The sequence below is a fragment of the Parasphingomonas caseinilytica genome (genome assembly GCF_036663755.1).
Taxonomy (GTDB): domain Bacteria; phylum Pseudomonadota; class Alphaproteobacteria; order Sphingomonadales; family Sphingomonadaceae; genus Sphingomonas.
This window is the reverse complement of sequence record NZ_JAXOJL010000007.1, coordinates 232,501-248,660: the sequence shown is the minus strand read 5'-3', so window position 1 is coordinate 248,660 and position 16,160 is coordinate 232,501. Positions and strand designations below refer to the sequence as shown.

The 16,160-nt window shown below is 64.8% G+C and carries 12 protein-coding genes and 1 pseudogene (1 of these 13 running past the window's edge); 8 read left to right on the top strand and 5 right to left on the bottom strand.

All coding sequences use genetic code 11. The annotated features are described in order from the left end of the window. A pseudogene (locus tag U1738_RS15665) lies at positions 1–122 on the top strand (IS481 family transposase); the annotation flags it as partial. Here U1738_RS15665 and U1738_RS15660 read toward each other — a convergent pair. Beyond that, positions 111–530, bottom strand: a complete 420-nt coding sequence (locus U1738_RS15660) for an Arm DNA-binding domain-containing protein (RefSeq protein WP_332789977.1) — start codon at positions 528–530, stop codon at positions 111–113. The pseudogene U1738_RS15665 and the gene U1738_RS15660 sit on opposite strands and share 12 nt — an antisense overlap. A 530-nt stretch (positions 531–1,060) precedes the next feature. Here U1738_RS15660 and U1738_RS15655 point away from each other — a divergent pair. The 5 genes from U1738_RS15655 to U1738_RS15635 all read left to right on the top strand — a co-directional run bounded on the left by U1738_RS15655 (position 1,061) and on the right by U1738_RS15635 (position 8,525). After that, complete coding sequence (locus U1738_RS15655) at positions 1,061–1,555, top strand: MarR family winged helix-turn-helix transcriptional regulator (RefSeq protein WP_332789976.1); 495 nt, start codon at positions 1,061–1,063, stop codon at positions 1,553–1,555. A 35-nt stretch (positions 1,556–1,590) separates the two neighbouring features. Further along, positions 1,591–3,840, top strand: a complete 2,250-nt coding sequence (locus tag U1738_RS15650; RefSeq protein ID WP_332789987.1) for a TonB-dependent receptor — start codon at positions 1,591–1,593, stop codon at positions 3,838–3,840. A gap of 520 nt (positions 3,841–4,360) precedes the next feature. Continuing rightward, positions 4,361–6,472, top strand: coding sequence for a TonB-dependent siderophore receptor (locus U1738_RS15645; protein WP_332789975.1), 2,112 nt, complete (start codon positions 4,361–4,363; stop codon positions 6,470–6,472). Then, entirely contained in the window at positions 6,472–7,014 is a 543-nt protein-coding gene (locus U1738_RS15640; RefSeq protein ID WP_332789974.1) for a hypothetical protein, read from the top strand. The genes U1738_RS15645 and U1738_RS15640 overlap by 1 nt, the downstream gene beginning before the upstream one ends. Then, a complete protein-coding gene (locus U1738_RS15635) occupies positions 7,011–8,525 on the top strand; it encodes a PepSY-associated TM helix domain-containing protein (RefSeq protein ID WP_332789973.1) in 1,515 nt (504 codons plus the stop codon). The genes U1738_RS15640 and U1738_RS15635 overlap by 4 nt, the downstream gene beginning before the upstream one ends. On the opposite strand, the gene U1738_RS15630 is transcribed toward U1738_RS15635, so the two are convergent. Then, a complete protein-coding gene (locus U1738_RS15630; RefSeq protein WP_332789972.1) occupies positions 8,461–9,462 on the bottom strand; it encodes a threonine aldolase family protein in 1,002 nt (333 codons plus the stop codon). The two genes, U1738_RS15635 and U1738_RS15630, sit on opposite strands and share 65 nt — an antisense overlap. A 52-nt stretch (positions 9,463–9,514) precedes the next feature. Then, positions 9,515–10,228 (bottom strand): helix-turn-helix domain-containing protein, encoded by a 714-nt coding sequence (locus U1738_RS15625; RefSeq protein WP_332789971.1) that lies wholly within the window; start codon positions 10,226–10,228, stop codon positions 9,515–9,517. A 428-nt stretch (positions 10,229–10,656) separates the two neighbouring features. On the opposite strand from U1738_RS15625, the gene U1738_RS15620 reads away from it, so the two are divergent. After that, positions 10,657–12,105 (top strand): SGNH/GDSL hydrolase family protein, encoded by a 1,449-nt coding sequence (locus U1738_RS15620; protein ID WP_332789970.1) that lies wholly within the window; start codon positions 10,657–10,659, stop codon positions 12,103–12,105. A gap of 257 nt (positions 12,106–12,362) precedes the next feature. On the opposite strand, the gene U1738_RS15615 is transcribed toward U1738_RS15620, so the two are convergent. Then, the gene (locus tag U1738_RS15615) at positions 12,363–14,474 is read right to left on the bottom strand and encodes a transglycosylase domain-containing protein (RefSeq protein ID WP_332789969.1); all 2,112 of its coding nucleotides are present in this window, start codon (positions 14,472–14,474) and stop codon (positions 12,363–12,365) included. A gap of 135 nt (positions 14,475–14,609) precedes the next feature. Here U1738_RS15615 and U1738_RS15610 point away from each other — a divergent pair, with 135 nt between their 5' ends. After that, on the top strand, positions 14,610–15,614 hold the full coding sequence (locus U1738_RS15610; RefSeq protein WP_332789968.1) for a LacI family DNA-binding transcriptional regulator: 1,005 nt from the start codon (positions 14,610–14,612) through the stop codon (positions 15,612–15,614). A 121-nt stretch (positions 15,615–15,735) separates the two neighbouring features. Here U1738_RS15610 and U1738_RS15605 read toward each other — a convergent pair whose 3' ends face one another. Then, positions 15,736–16,160: the 3' end of a YeiH family protein gene (locus U1738_RS15605; protein ID WP_443027034.1), read on the bottom strand. 622 nt of this gene lie beyond the right edge of the window; 425 of the gene's 1,047 nt are visible here — the last part of the coding sequence; the start codon falls outside the window, past its right edge; it ends in the stop codon at positions 15,736–15,738.

The window sequence follows — 16,160 nt, the reverse complement described above, 5'->3', positions numbered from 1 at the left end:
CCCGCCGGCTGAAGACGCTTAGCGGGCTCACACCCTACGAATACATCGCCAAGATCTGGACGTCAGAGCCAGACCGGTTCATCGTCAATCCGATCCACCAGATGCCGGGACTAAACACCTAGGATAGGCTTGATGTGGTGCTCGATATCCGACCGGGCGGATGCGATCGAGCTAAGCTTGCGCGTGATCAGCCCCTCCGTGAGATACAGATCGCACAGTGTAGCGACGGAAATCTCGGCACGGTCGTCGATCTTGTATTGCTGAGGATCGGCGCCGTCCGCGACCTGCCCCAGCAGCCGTTTGGCTTCCTGGCGGGCTGTTTCCGGTGTCCACGGCGACCCGTTGACGCCGATCTTGTACCGACGCTGCCGCCCCTCGAAGCGATATTGGAGAACGTAGCTGATCCGGCCGGCAGGCGAGATCCGCACGCCGAAACCAAGGATGTCGAGATCCCAGATCATACGGTCGTTGCCGTCTGCTGCCAGACCGTCCACGAGCCTCTTGTTGATCCGCTGGCGGGCCGTCGCCATGCCGCTTTTCTCCATCGCCGGGCTGCCCAGAGTTCCAGAACTGGAAGCGTACTGGAAGCAGTTGGAAGCAAATTGCCGGTTAGAGCCTCGTATAGCGTTCGGTGTAAGTCAATGTTAATTAGTCATAATCGTAGAATTGAAAACTGTGGAGTAGGCCAGTTCGTCCGTTGGTAAGGCTGAGGTCGTGAGTTCAATCCTCACCGGCAGCACCATTTTCTAACTTAAGATCAGTCGTTCCGATTTCCCCACTCGGGGGTCGTGATGATTGTCGTCAACCGGCTGTCACGGGCAGGCCGGGCGTCGGTGTGCGCATTCGGCGGTAACGCCTGCCGGGCCTGATCTACTTTTTCGACAGTCGAAACGATCCCGCCAACGAGCGCCTGCATCGACGACTGTGTCCGTCGCGGCCAGCCCGATGTCGTTTTGCCAAGATGCAAATCTCAGCCAAAATTGCTACTTGCCATAACAATACGTCAAGCATACAATACTCCAAAGGCGAAAAACGCCGATGACGATTTGGGGAGGGCTGCATGCCGCATGAGGACGCCGAGATTGGCGAGGTTGCGCGGCACATCGGCTATCAACTGCGCCGCGCCGATATGCTGTCGATGGAAGCCCTTCACGAAGAAATGGCGAAGCTCGGCGTCCGTCCGGGACGGGCCACTGCGCTCATCTTCATCGATCTCCACCCCGGCTGCGATCAGACCGAACTCGGCCAGGTGCTGGGGATCAATCGCGCAAGTACGATGGTCGCCGTCAACGGCCTGGTCGCGCTGGGGGCGGTCGAGCGTCGGCCCGGTCGCGACCGGCGCAGCAACGCCCTGCACCTGACCGCTGCCGGACAGCGTCTGCGCACCGAGATCGCCCAGTTGATCGCCGACCACGAGGCCGAGTTCTTCGACCCGCTGACACCGGACGAGCGGGCGGAACTGTTCCGCCTGCTGGTCAAGGTGCGCGCTGCCCACAGCACGAACGTTCCGCGCGTCACGCCAACAACACAAGCGATACTGAGGAGGGTGAAATGAGGGGTCTACTGTTAAGCGGCGCAGCCGTGATCACGATGGTATATGGCGGCGTCGCGCATGCGCAGGACGCAACGCCGGCCGCGGCGGAAAATGCTGCGGCGACCGAAGGCAACGAGATTCTGGTGACCGCGCGCCGCACGTCGGAACGCCTGCAGGACGTGCCCGTCGCCGTCACCGCCTTCGGTGGCGCGGCGCTGGCGGATCGCAACGTCGCCACGCTCGACGAGATCGCCAAATACACCCCGAACATCCGCTTCGACGGTGCCGCCGCGCTGTCTGGCGGCAATTACAACGCCACGGTGTTCGTGCGCGGCGTAGGGCAGAACGACTTCGCGATCTTCAGCGATCCCGGCGTCGGCTTCTATGTCGACGACGTCTATTATGCCCGCTCGATCGGCGGCGTGATGGACGCGGTCGATATCGACAATGTACAGGTGCTGCGCGGGCCGCAGGGCACGTTGTTCGGCAAGAACACGATCGGCGGCGCGGTGCTGATCAACACCGCCACGCCGAACCTCAACGACTTTTCGGGTCGGGTCGAGGGCACCTATGGCAGCTTCAGGCGCATCGACGTGAAGGGCGCGGTCAACATCCCTATCGCGCCGGGCCTTGCCGGCCTGCGCATCTCGGCGGCGAGCCTCAACCGCGACGGCTACGTCAAGCGGCTGCTGGATGGCGGTACGCAGGGCGATCGATCGGCGCAGATGGTGCGCGCCAAGCTGCGCATCCAGCCCGAAGGCAGCGGGCTGACGATCGATATCGGCGGCGATTATACGCGCGCGCGCGAGACGTCGGCCCCGTCCGACCTGCTGGCGGTGGGCAACGCGCCCGGCATCACCGGCACGCCGTTCCTGACCAATTACAACCGCTTCGTCGCACCGACGCGCGGGATCATCGCGCCCAACGGACAGCCGACGCTGAACCCCAGCTTCATCACCGCCAGCCCGTTCGAGACCTGGGCCGGCGGGCCGAACGACAACGACCTCGATCTCTGGGGCGCACAGGGCATCGTGAGCTACGAGATCGGCAGCGCCACGCTGAAATCGATCACCGCCTATCGCCACATGAAGGCCTATTTCACGCGCGACGGCGACAATTCGCCGTTCGTGTTTCGCCAGACGACCAATCGCGACAAGCAATGGCAGTTCAGCCAGGAATTGCAGCTGACCGGCAGCGCCTTCGCCGACCGGATCAAGTATGTCCTCGGCGGCTTTTACTTCAAGGAAAAGGCCTCGGACATCGCCACGGCCGATCTGGCGATCGGACTGTCGCCACCGCTCGCCACGGCCGGGCCGTTCACGCCGGCGGTGTTCATCCAGAACTACACCGACAATCGCAGCCTGGCCGCGTACGGGCAGCTCGATTTCGAGATCGTGCCGCGGTTGAGCGTCACGCTGGGTGCGCGCTACACCAGCGATCGCAAGATCTTCACGTCGATCAACGTGCGGCAGCGTGATCTCGTCCAGTTCGTCAACGTGACGAAATCGGCGACGTTCGAGAAATTCACCCCGCGTCTTGGCCTGAACTTCAAGGCGTCGCGTGATCTGCTGATCTACGCCTCCTATTCGGAAGGGTTCAAGCAGGGCGGGTTCAACGGCCGTCCGCTCGATAATGCCGGGGAAGTCACGCAATATGCGCCGGAAACGCTGAAGACCTATGAGGCGGGGATCAAGGCGCAGTGGCTGGACGGCACGTTGACCACCAACATCGCGGCGTTCCATTCGAACTACAAGGACATCCAGCTAACGGTGAACCAGACGCCGACGAACTTCGTGGCGAATGCCGCGGCGGGCAAGATCAACGGCTTCGAGTTCGAAACGGTGATGCGTCCGGCGCGCTGGTTCACGTTCAATGCCGGCGTGGGGTATCTGGACGCCAAATATGTCAGCGTCGGGCAGGGCCTGGGGCCGACGCAGGTTCTGCCGATCACGCTGGCCAGCCATTTCGTCAAGGCACCCAAATGGACGGTCAATACGGGGGCCGAGATCCGCAAGGATCTGGCCGACGGCAGCGACGTGACGTTCCGGCTGGACTATACGATGTACAGCCGCATCTATCACGATGTCGCCAATTCGCCGATCATCACCGATGACGGCTATGGCCTGCTCAATGCGCGACTGGCCTACACGCTGCCGGGGCGGAATATCACGCTGGCGGCGTTCGGGACGAACCTGACCAACACGCTGTACTTCGTGTCGGGCAACGTATCGAGCGCGTTCGGCTTGGCTGAGGCCAGCTATGGCCGGCCACGCGAATGGGGCATTTCCGCCGCCTTCAAGTTCTGAGCCGGTCAAATATTAGAGCATGATGATATGAGGTCGAACCAAATCGTCCGTCATTCCCGCGAAGGCGGGAATCCATAATCACTACCCGTCATGGGACCCACTTGGTTCAGCCAATATGGGTTCCCGCCTTCGCGGGAATGACGATGTAGGGAAGGTGCGATTCAAACCAAAGTCATCAAGCTCTAATTCGAGATCGACTGGTTCGGAAATGACGGGTCGATCCGAAGGTCCGTCGCGAAATAATCTGCGATGCAGTGCCGGTCGCGTCTTTCGATGCGATCGGCACCGGCAGGCCGTGCGGAGGAGCCGGCCGCGCCGGATTTTACGCGCGGCAGTTCGCTCTCGGCTCGCTGCTCGACCACGTCACATCCACGCTACCTTAAGCCGGGTCGAGCGCCGTTAGGCGTTTCGCGGGAGCGTCGAGGTCGATCGTTTGTTGATCACAACGCTAATGATAATGATTTGCGTTAGTGATATCATTTGATAAGGGGCCGGTATCACAGATACAGGAACCTGATTGATGACCGCTCTTCTCGCGTTGCTGGCCGTTGCGGCAGGCCCGGCCAATGTCGACGATACCGATCCGCAGCGCGAAGGAGACATCATCGTCGTCGCCCAGCGCACAGAGGGTAGCGACGACTACGGGACCAAATCGCAGAGCACCGCCGCCCGCATGCCGCTCAGCCTGCGCGAGACGCCGCAATCGGTCAGCGTGGTCACGCGCGCGCAGATCGCTGATTTCCAGCTCAATGACGTGAATGCTCTGCTCGCCACCGTGCCGGGCGTGAACGTGCAGGCGCAGGAAACCGATCGCTTCTATTATTCGGCGCGAGGATTCGACATCCAGACGTTCCAGGTCGACGGCGTCGGCTTGCCGTTCGCGTTCGGAGTCCAGACCGGATCGATCGATACGGCGATCTACGATCATATCGAGGTCGTGCGCGGTGCCCCCGGCCTGCTGTCTTCGACCGGCAATCCGTCCGCTGTGGTCAACTTCGTCCGCAAGCGCCCGACCAAGACTTTCGCGGCATCGGCCAGTGCGCAATATGGTTCGTTCGACAATTTCCGCCTCGACGGCGATATCAGCGTACCGTTGACGAAGGATGGCAGCATTCGCGCCCGCGCGGTCGGCGCGTTGCTCGATACCGGCTCCTATCTCGATCGCTATCACCTGCGCCGCTGCACCGGCTACGGCATCGTCGAGGCGGACCTCGGCCCGAACACGGTGATCAGCGCGGGCTATGGCCATCAGGATCACAAATCGTCCGGTGCGATGTGGGGGGCGATGCCGCTTTATTATACCGACGGCACGCGAATCGATCTGCCGCGATCGTCCAATACCGGGCCGGAATGGGCGGGATGGAACGTGGTCGATCGCCAGATATTCGGCGATATCACGCACACGTTCGGCAATGGCTGGGTCGCCAAAGTCAGCGCGTTGCGTCGCGCGGTGAGCGAGCAGGACAAATTGTTCTACGTCTATGGCAATCCCGATCGCACCACCGGCAACGGCGTGTTCAGCTATCCCGGCGCGTTCGACGCCGACGGGCGCAACCTGACATTGGACGCCTATGTCTCGGGCAAAGCCTCGCTGTTCGGGCGCGAGCATGATGTGATGATCGGCGTCAATCGCGGTGCGCAGCAATACGTCCAGGGGTCGGCGTATGATTTTTCACAGGTCGGTATCGGGTTGCCGTTGACCACTTTGTTCAGCGGCACGTTCCCGGAACCTACGTTCCCGGCTTTCACGCCGAGCCTCGACACGCACACGCGCCGCGAAACGGCTTACGGCCTCGTTCGTCTGAACCTCGCCGATCCGCTGAAGGTGATGATCGGCGGCAATTACACCCGCGCGCTCAGTGAAGGCACATCCTACGGCACGCCGACCAATTACGACCGCAAGAAGTTCCTGCCGTTCGTGGGGGCGACGTTCGATCTGACCTCGAACGTCAGCGCCTATGCGAGCTTCGCGACGATCTTCAATCCGCAAACGGAATTCGACATCAACAATCGCCTGCTTGCCCCGATCGAGGGCGACAATATCGAGGCTGGATTGAAGGGTGAATGGTTCGGCGGTCGCCTGAATGCGAGCGCCGCGATCTTCCAGGCACGACAGAAGAACACTGCGGAAGCGGCCGGGTTCGATACGGTGCTTGGCCGGACCATCTATCGCGGGGTGGATGCGACATCGCAGGGCGTCGAACTGGAGATGAGCGGGCAGCTCGCGCCCGGCCTGCAAGCGACCGGTGGTTACACGATCATGCGGATCCGCGGCGAGGACGATCAGCCGGTGCGCGCTTTCGTGCCGCGCAACACCGCGCGCCTCAACATCAGCTACGCCCCGCCATCGCTCTCGCAATTGAAGGTCGGCGCGTCGCTGCAATATCAGAGCCGCATGTATCTCGAACCGACCGATGTGCGGTCGTCCACCACCGGACAGCAGGTGCGCATCACGCAGGACGGCTATGCCGCGCTCGATCTGTTCGGTCGCTATGCGGTCACCGAACACCTTTCCGTCGGCGCGAACCTAAAGAACGTGACCAACGCCAAATATCTCGGCGCGCTGAATTACGATCAGGGGTTCTACAATGCACCACGCTCGATCCTGGGCACGGTGACCGTGAGATACTGATGATCGCGCTCGCGCTCGCGATCGTTGCGGCCGGGATGCTGCTGGTCCGGATCGGCTGGGACGGGCGTCGGCACATCGCGGCGGCGGGCTGGATGCTTGCGGCGGCCGGGCTCGCGTCGCTCACGGCGCACGACGGTGCCTGGGGTTTCGCGGTCGGCACGGTCGCGGGCATTGCCGTGGCGCTGATCATGGTGCTGTATGCCGGGTGGCGATCGCCCGCAAAGGCGCATCGTGCGCCGCGCGAGGCACCGTCGATCGCAATACCCCGACGCTGGCCCGACATTGCCCGCCGCCTCGCGGTGTTCGCGCTCGTCGTGCCCGTTGCGTTTGCCGCCGCACAATGGCTTGCCTTCGGTGCGCAGGCGCTCGCGCGGCGTGGCGGCATGGGCGATGCCGACGCGATCGCGCTGACGCTCTTCCTGCAGCCGATCCTGTGGGCGATCGTCATGGCGATCCAGATGACCCGCGCCAACGCCGCCAGAATGATCGCACCGCCGATCGCCGCCGCATTGATCGGCACGCTTCTGTGGAGCGCATCATGACGATCAAGTCCCGCCCCATCGCGACCCTGGTCCAGCGCGCGCTCGGCGGTCATGCCGCGATCGGCCTGCTCGCGAGCGCCCTGCTGTACATCATCGCGCTCACCGGCACGCTGATCGTGATCCATGATCGGTGGCAACGCTGGGAACAGCCGGACATCGCCGAGACGGCAACGCTATCGCCCGAAGCTGCGCAGGTGGCGATGCGTGCCGTACTCGCGTCGGAGACGGGCAAGACCAAAACCACGCATCTCTACATCCGCATGCCGACGGACGATCTGCCCCGCGCTGTGGTGACGACCGATCATGGCGGGCAGTATGTCGATGGGGCAGGGCGCATCGCCGGTCGCGAGGCGCATGCCTGGACCGAATTCGTCATCGGCCTGCACGAATATCTGCATCTTCCGAGTACCTTGGGGCTGATCGTGGTCGGTGCGCTGGGCGTCGCGTTGAGCGCGCTGGCGGTAACGGGTCTGCTGGCTCATCCCCGCCTAACACGCGACGCCTTCCGCCTGCGCACCCGCCACGATCCGCAGATCGCCCGTGCCGACTGGCACAACCGGATCGGCGTCTGGACGCTGCCGTTCGCGCTGGCGATTGCGCTGACGGGGGCGTTCATTGGTTTGGGCAGCGTCGGTTTCAGCGTGCTCGCCAAGGCCTATGCCGGCGGCGATGCGGAGAAAATCTACGCTCCGATCTTCGGGCACGAACCCAAGGCGGACCCTGCCGTCGCGCCGTTGCCGGACATTGCGGCGGCATTGCGCACGCTGGCGAACCGCGTGCCCCATGCCGTGCCGACCTATGTCATCGTCCATGATCCCGGCACGCGCGGCCAGCACGTCCAGATCATCGCCGAACATCCACGTCGCTTGATCTACGGCGAGACCTACGCGTTCGACGCGCGCGGGCAGTGGCGGGGGGGGGCGGGGTTGTCGGACGGGGCGATGGGGCAGCAGGTCGCGGCGTCCGCCTATAATCTGCACTTCGGCAATTATGGCGGATTCGCGATCGAATTTGCCTATATGTTGTTCGGGCTCGGCCTGTGCGTCGTCACCGCGACGGGCACCACTTTGTGGTTGCAGAAGCGCCGCCGGCGCGGCCTTGGTGGCGATCGGCTTGCCGCTTGCTGGGAAATAGTCATCTGGGGCACGCCGCTGATCTTGGTCGCCCTGATCTGGCTGCGTGCCGTTGCGGGGCCGGACGCGCCGTTGGTCTGGAGCTTCTGGGGCCTGCTCGCCGCCGGGCTTGCGATCGCCGCCGCTCGACCGGCCTGGCCCGGACGCCATCGGTTGCAGCAGGCGGCCTTGCTGTCGGTGGTGGCAACCGCCGCGCTGCACTTGGCGATCTTCTGGCTGCCGGCCTGGCCGATCGTCGCGATCGATATCTGTGCGCTGGCGTCGGGTTCCGCCGGGTTGATGATCCGGGTACGGCCCTCGCCGGTGTCAGAGCCTAAAGGGCGGCGATCGCTTCCGCCAAGGGCCGGATTGCCTCCGCTTGCTGATCCCAGGACGTGACAAGGCGCGCTTCGCCTTCTGCCCAGTCGTAGAAGTCGAAGCCCTTGGCACGCAGCGCGGCGGCTTCGGCGGTGGTGACGCGCAGGAACACCTCGTTGGCTTGAACGGGGTGGAGCAGGCGGTCGCCGGCCGCCTCCGCCAATAGCGCCGCGCCGGCATTGGCCGCGCGGGCGGTGTCGAGCCACAGATCTTTATCCAGCATGGCGAGCAGTTGCGCGGCGAGGTAGCGTCCCTTGGACAACAGCAGCCCGGCGCGCTTGCGGCGCATCAACGTAGCGTCGGCCAGATCGCGCTTGAAGAAGATCAACGCCTCTGCGCTCATCCCGCCATTCTTGACGAAGCCGAAGCTCAGCACATCGACGCCGGCGCGCCACGTCACGTCGGCGGGCGAGCAACCGAGATGCGCGACGGCATTGGCGAAACGCGCGCCGTCCATGTGCAGCCCCAGCCCGCGCCCCTTCGCCAGATCGCCGATCGCGGCGACCTCGGCGGGCGAATAGACGCAGCCATATTCGGTCGCGTTGGTGATCGAGATGGCGTGCGGCTGGACGCGGTGGACATCGTTGGCGATGGCATCGATCACCGTGCGGATGCTGTCGGGCGTCAGCTTCGCACCGTCGCCCTCGCCCAGCATCAGCTTGGCCCCGTGGGTATAGAATTCCGGTGCGCCGCATTCGTCGTTCTGGATATGTGCGTCGCGGTGGCAGACCACGCCGCCATAAGGCGGGCAGAGCGCGGCGAGCGCGAGGCAATTGGCGGCGGTGCCGGATGGCACCCACAGCGCGCGGACCTCTGTTTCGAACAGATCGGAAAAGCGTCCGTCGAGCTGCTTGCTCCAGCCGTCGCCGTCATAGGCGGTGTCGAGCGTGTTGGCGGACGCGAGCGCGGCGAGCACGGCGGGATGCACGGGGGCGGCATTGTCTGAGAAGAAGCGCATGCGGCGCGTCTTGCGGGGCGGGGCGGGGTGCGTCAACCGTTGGCGACGGCTGCTACATCTTTGCCAGCATCCTCGCCCTGATTCGCGCGATGGCGAACGTCTCGCCATCGCGCAGGTCGGCTGCGGTTACGAAGCTGGCGCCGGGCAGGTCGAGTTCGCCTGCCGTGGCGCGGTTGCTGTAGCGTGCGACGAATGGGCCAGCCGACCCTCGGAAGATGCAGACCCATTTCTCGGCCGGGCCGGCGGCGTCGATATCGGCGCAGATGATCGCATCGCCCTCTTCCAGCCCGAGCGCTTCGTAATCGGAGGGGAGTTCGGTGATCCACAGGCCGGCGGCGGTGCCGAGCCGGCGGGCGAGCCAATCCTTGCGGTATGGCACGGTCTCGATCGGGTCGCCCTTGCCTGTGTCGGTCAGGGCGGCGAGGCGGTAGCGCGGGATCATGACGAACTCGGCGTCGGCGACATCCGCCAGAATCGATCCGCCGCCGGAATCGCCGAGGATCAGCCAGCGCGGGGATACGCGCAACGCATCCGACAGGCGAAACAGATCGTCGCCCTTCGGCATGCTGTCGCCGGATTTGTAGCGCGCGAAGGTGCTGGTCGGAATATCCGCCGCGCGGGCGAAATAGGCGTCGCTGAGATCGAGCCTGACCAGCGTGGCGCGCAGACGTTCGGCGAAGGCGTTTTTCTGTGGATGGGATTGACTATCCCGATTATGGGATGTAGTGTCCCGATTATTGGATTTGACGGCGAGGTTGCGGGGCATAAATGACCTTTCCGTCGTGTCTGGATCGATAAATTTCGCAGTCGAGCCGGATCGATGATCCGAGACCGAAACTTTTGTCCCTAAAACGGGATGATAGCAGCGCGATACGCAGCGCGCACGAATTAAATGACGATCGCGTTTCAAGCGGGCGGCATCGCCTGCCTGAGGTGGGCGAGGCATTGCCGTGCCCCTCTTCCTTCCTGCAGCAAAGGGAATCTGGACCATGCCTGATGCATTTTTCGACCGTAGCCTGAGGGCTGTTTCCGGGGCGGCGCACTGATGCTGGGGCTGGGGCTGGGGCTTTCGATCCCGCAGGTCGCCGTCCGCCGCGTGGCCCCCGGTGCCGTTCCGCCACCGGCATCGCCGTTCTTCGGATCAACGACGCAACATTGGGGCGATAGCGCGCCCGTATTCGGAAAGGGTTCCTGATGACGATGCATTTCATCGATACGACGGCGGGCGCGGGGGATTCCGCCAGGGCCGGCGGCGACAAGATCAATGCCAGCCTGCTGGCGCTGGCGCGGCGGGCGGGGCGGCAGACGCCGGTCCACTGCCTGTTCGACGGGGACAGCAAGTTCGCCGAGATAAAGGTGGGGCTGCAATGGATGGCCGCGTTCGAAGGGCTGGACGTGCGCTTCGATGGCGGCGAGCTGGGGGTCGGCGGCAGTAATTCGGGCACGGGGGCAGGCAATCTGCTCAGCCCCGCGCGTCTGGCGACGGCACGCGATGCGCTGGACGCGCATTCGGCGGCGGGGCGCACGGTCGATTATTATCTGACGATCGGCACGAACGATACGAGCGCAAATTTGCCGCCGGCTACTGTGCTGGCCAACATTCGCAAGTTCCACGAGCAATACCTCCGGCCGCAGAGCTGCTTTCGGTATCTCATCCTGGTCTCGGTGGATCCGCGTGCGCCGGGGACGGCGGCCGGGGCATCGTACATCCATACGATCAACCGGCTGTACGACGATTATGCGCTGTCCAACCCGTTCGACGTGCTGTTCGTCGATACGACGGGCGTACTGATCGATCCTGCACTGGCCAACGCAAACGGCTATCCGATGCCGTTCGGCGTGACGGCGGCACCGATGCCGACCGGTGCGGTGACCGACGACGGGCTGCATTGTTCGAACTATGGCAAGTATCTCAAGCGGTTCGCGGTAGCGCCGCTGCGCGATCTGTATCGCCGGAAGCCGGTACGCAGCCTGTCGCGCGCGCTGGCGGCGGCAGGGCCGATGGCCACCGGTGCGAACATGGTGCCGGACGGACGGACGGTGGCGATTGGCGGGACCAACACGCTCACCAACGAAGGCACCGGGGCCGTGACGGGGACGCCGCCGGCCGGGTTCACACTGTCGGGCACGATCGACGGCACGCTGGGGGTGAGCTTCGCGGTCTCCACCGTGACGGTCGCGACGGACGGCGGCCTGATCCCGCGCGGGAGCTGGCCCAGCGTTCGGATCGGTTTCAGCGGCACGAGCGGCGCTAACACCAGCGGTATCGCGCTCAGCATCGTGGCGAATCCCGATCGCACGATCGAGCTCGGCGATGTCGTGACATCGGGCGCGCTCGTCAATTTCAACGCACTGACTGGCATGCTCGGGATCTCGGTTACGGCCAACAATCCCGGCGCGGTGAGCGGCGTGACGATCGGAGCGACCGGAGTGAACGGCTCCCCGCTGGCGCAGGCGATCGTCCGGGCGATCGACGGCCCGATGCTGCTGGAAGGCGATGACATTCCGGCGTCGTCGACGCAAAATGCCTTCTTCCAGACGCTGAACCTGTACCTGCCTCCGAACACCGCGATCTCGGGCAGTGTGGATCTCTTGGCGATCTTCGCCGAGCGGATCGGGCCGATCCCGGCGGCGATGCTTTAGGGCGTGATGATATGAAGTTGAGTCGTCATTCCCGCGGAGGCGGGAATCCATAGTCACCGGACTTCGTGATCATCGCTCAGCGTTGCCAGTATGGATTCCCGCCTTCGCGGGAATGACGATGTATGAAAACGCGATGCTACGAAGATATCACACTTCGGGGATGCCGGCACCTCACTGAACCCGTTGGCCCCGAGTCGATCGCAGGGTGTGTTCGGGCAATGTGCTTCGACAAGCGGATGGATGATGCCGATCGGGTCCTATTGCTCCTCGTCCGGCGGCGCTTCCTCGCGCGGGGTGCGGTCGTCGCGGCGTGGGGGCGGGCCGCGCTCGCGGTCGTTGGCGCGGTTGATCTCGATGCTGCCGTCGGGGCCGACATGCAGGTTGAGGCCCAGCCCCTCGATATCGCCCTCCGGCACGTTGAGGCCATCGATGCCGAACAAATTGCCGCCCTCGCTGTCGTCCATCACCGGATCGGCTTCGGGGGCGACCGCCGGACCGACCCTGAGCGCGCGCATCATGAAATCGCGCCACACGCGCGCCGGGATGCCGCCGCCGGACAGGCCGGCATTGGGCGTATTGTCGTCATTGCCGACCCACACGCCGACGACCAGATCGCCCGCGAACCCGATGAACAAAGCGTCGCGACTGTCCTGCGTCGTACCGGTCTTGCCGTAGGTCTTCACCGACAGCGCCGCCTGCCGCCCGGTGCCGGTTTCGGCCGAAGCGGAAAGCAGGTCGAGCATGTGATCGCGCACGTCGCCGGTCAGCGGGTGCGAACGATCGGTCAGCGTCTGATACCAGCTGCGATCGCCGGTCGCCTCGATTCCGCGCGCACGCACCGGATAGCTTTGCGCGGCGACGGCGGCGTAGGCGGAGGTCAGTTCGAGCAGCGATACGGTCGAGGTGCCGAGCGCGATCGTCGCCTCGTTGGCGATCGGGGTGGTGATGCCGAGATCGCGGGCGGCGCGGATCACTTCCTTCACGCCGACCTTTTGGATCAGCCGTGCGGCCGCGACGTTGCTCGATTTGGCGAAGGCGCGGCGCAGCGTGATCTTGCCCTCATAGCGGCCGTCACTGTTCTTCGGGCTCCAGTCGGCGATCGTGACGGGTTCGTCCTCGATCATCGAATCCGGTGTCAGGCCCGATCGCATCGCCGCGAGATAGACGAACAGCTTGAAGGCGGAGCCGGGCTGGCGCCGCGCCTGGGTCGCGCGGTTGAACGGACTGTCGGCGTAATTCTTGCCGCCGACCATCGCGACAACGCGGCCATCGGGACGCATCGCGACGATCGCGACCTGTGCCTGGCGTAGTCCCGCGCTTCGCACCGCGCGTTCGGCCGCGCTCTGCAATCGACGGTCGAGCGTCGTCTTGACGGTGGTCTCGCGCGCGATCTCGCCGGCGCGGTCGCGCGCCTCGGGCAGCACCCAATCGGCGAAATAGGTGCCGTCGGGCAGCGGCTTGATGCTGTTGGTCGACAGCCGCGCGGGGCGAACCCGTTCCGCCTCGTCCTTGGTGATGAAACCGGCATCGGCCATCGCGGCGACGACCAGCTTCTGCCGGTCTCGCGCGCCTTCCAGATTGACGGTCGGGGCGAGCTTGGACGGGGCCTTCACGAGGCCGGCGAGCATTGCCGACTGGGCGATCGACAGATCGTCCGGCGCGCGGTTGAAATAATGCTTCGCTGCCGCGGTCAGGCCATAGACGTTGTCGCCGAAATAGACGTTCGACAGATAGCGCGACAGGATCTGGTCCTTCGACAGCCACGCCTCGAGCCAGAAGGCGATCATCACTTCGCGGATCTTGCGCGCCGCCGTGCGGTCCGAATCGAGAAAGGCGTTCTTGGCGAGCTGCTGCGTGATCGTGCTGCCGCCCTGGCTGCGGCCGCTGGACGTGACGTTGTGCCAGAAGGCGCGAGCGATGCCGCGCGGGTCGATGCCCCAATGCGATTTGAAGCGCCGGTCCTCGATCGCGAGGAAGGCGTTGGTGACATTCGCGGGCAGCTTCGCCGCATCGACCGGCTGGCCGATGATCGCGCCGCGCCGGGCGATCGGCGTATTGTCGTCGGCGAGCAGGGTGATGCTGGGCGGGGTCAGCGGTTCCAGCGACTTCGACAGCGGCGCGGTGAAGGCGAGCCAGATCACCGCCAGCACGAACAGCACGATCCCCGCCCCGGCGATGCGCATCGGCCAGCGCCAGCGTGATCCGCGATAAGGGGCGGGTGGGCCGACCAAGGGATCGCGTGGATCGTGGGGGTCCGGCTCGGGTGACGTATCCACCGGCGGCACCGGCGCGGCCGGTTCGTAACGCGCAGGCTGGCCCTTGGATTGGGCGGGTGGCGCGGTCGCCGGATCGAAAGGGTAAGGACGCATCGTGTTTCCGGATCAGCCAGCCGGCCGCGCGGCGGAGGACTGTATTATCAACATAGGACAGTTCTTGCAAGCCGCTGGACGCGTGCGACCGGGTGAGGCACATCCGGGGTCGGGGCGAATTTCCGGAGCAATTTCGTGCGGGTGACCATCAAGGACGTATCCCGCGAAGCGGGGGTCTCGATCAAGACGGTATCGCGCGTGCTCAACAAGGAACGCTATGTCGGCGACGACACGCGGGAACGCGTGCAGGCCGCCGTCGCGATGCTCAATTTTCGCCCCAGTACGGCGGCGCGATCGCTGGCCGGCAAGCGCAGCTTCCAGATCGCATTGATCTGCGACAATCCCAGCCCCTATTACGTCTACGAGATGCAGTCGGGCATCCGCGACCGTTGCGTGGCCGACGGGGTGCGGATGATCGCGCAACCCTATGATCGCGATTCGGCGACGTTGATCGACGATGTCGAGAGCCTGGTCGATGCGACCAGCGTCGACGGGCTGATCCTGACCCCGCCGGTGACCGATTATCCGGCGGTGCTGGATCTGCTGGCACGACGCGGCGTGCGCTTCGTGCGGGTGTCGCCGGGTGGCGATCCGGGACTGACCTCGTCCAGTTTCATCGACAATATGCGCGCGGCGAAGGTGATGACCGAGCATCTGATCGGACTCGGCCATCGGCGGATCGGCTTCGTGAAGGGGCATCCGGACTATGCCACCAGCGCGCACCGTCTGGCTGGCTATGCCGCCGCGCTGGCAGCGGCGGGGATCGCGCAGGAGGCGGACCTGATCCGGGGCGGTAGCTTCGATTTCGCATCCGGATCGCGCGCGGCGGAGGCGTTGCTCGACCTGCCCCAGCCGCCGAGCGCGATCTTCGCGTCGAGCGACGATATGGCGGCCGGTGTGCTGGCGGCGGCGCACAAGCGCGGCGTGCGCGTGCCGGAGCAATTGTCGGTCGCCGGATTCGACGACACCGCGCTGGCCAGCGTGGTGTGGCCGCCGCTGACCACTATCCGCCAGCCGACGCGGCAAATGGGCTATCAGGCGGCGGACTTGCTTCTTGCGGGCGACGACGCCCCGGTGGAGCAGCGCGAAGTGCCGTTCGAACTGGTCGTACGAGGATCGACCGGGCCTGCTTCTTCTTAAGCCCCTCCTCTTCAGGGGAGGGGTTGGGGTGGGGCCGTGCCGCAGATGCTGGCGCTGGTCTCTTCGAGACGGGACTGCCCCACCCCAACCCCTCCCCTGAAGGGGAGGGAGTTCAGTTAGGTCACCCGATCAACAGCAACGCCGCGCCCAGCGACAGCGCGAACGCCACCACCGTCGCCACCAGAATCACCAGCAACGGCTTCGGCCCGGCCTCCAGCAATTGCGATAGTGGCGATCGGATCGCCGTCGCGGTCACCGCCGCTGCCAGCAGTCCGGCGGCGATCTGTTCCGCGCCCTTGGCGACCACCACCGGGATCACCCCGAACGAGTTGACCCCCGCCAGCACGAAGAACCCGACAACGAACCACGGGAGGCCCGGCCCTTTCGCGCGCGACGCATCGCCGCGCAGGAACAGGGCGACAATCGCCAGCACCGGGGCCAGCAACGCGACGCGGGTCAGCTTGACGATCGCGGCGATGCCGCCGGCCGCATCGGAATAGGAATAGCCGGCACCCAGCGCCTGCGCGACATCGTGGATCGCCGCGC